General features: G+C 64.7%; 1 protein-coding gene. It reads right to left on the minus strand.

Features of this window, described 5'->3' with window-relative positions:
• Positions 1–125: 125 nt before the first annotated feature.
• Entirely contained in the window at positions 126–281 is a 156-nt protein-coding gene (locus J0A68_RS23395) for a helix-turn-helix domain-containing protein (protein WP_498371317.1), read from the minus strand.
• Positions 282–286: the final 5 nt, after the last annotated feature.

Consider the following 286-nt stretch of genomic DNA (forward strand, 5'->3'; position numbering starts at 1 on the left):
ATTTGCTATGCTTCGGTGGCCTGCTGGGCTTACGTTGGCGCGATGTTGCGCGGCCTGCTCAGGCAGGCGCGCAACGTACAACGCTTCAATCGCGCGATGGCGGCGTTGCTGGCGGCCAGCGCCTGCTATCTGTTGGCGGAGGGTTTTTGATACTGGCCGGGTGTCGCGGCCAGCAGCTGTTTGAAGGTGCGCTGGAAGTGCGCCTGATCGGCAAAGCCGCTTTCGCTGGCGGCTGCGGCGATCGGCAGGCCGCTTTTCAATAGCCGATGGCCGTGCTGCACGCGGC

The sequence above is a fragment of the Algoriphagus oliviformis genome, assembly GCF_017254915.1.
GTDB classification, from domain to species: domain Bacteria; phylum Bacteroidota; class Bacteroidia; order Cytophagales; family Cyclobacteriaceae; genus Algoriphagus; species Algoriphagus oliviformis.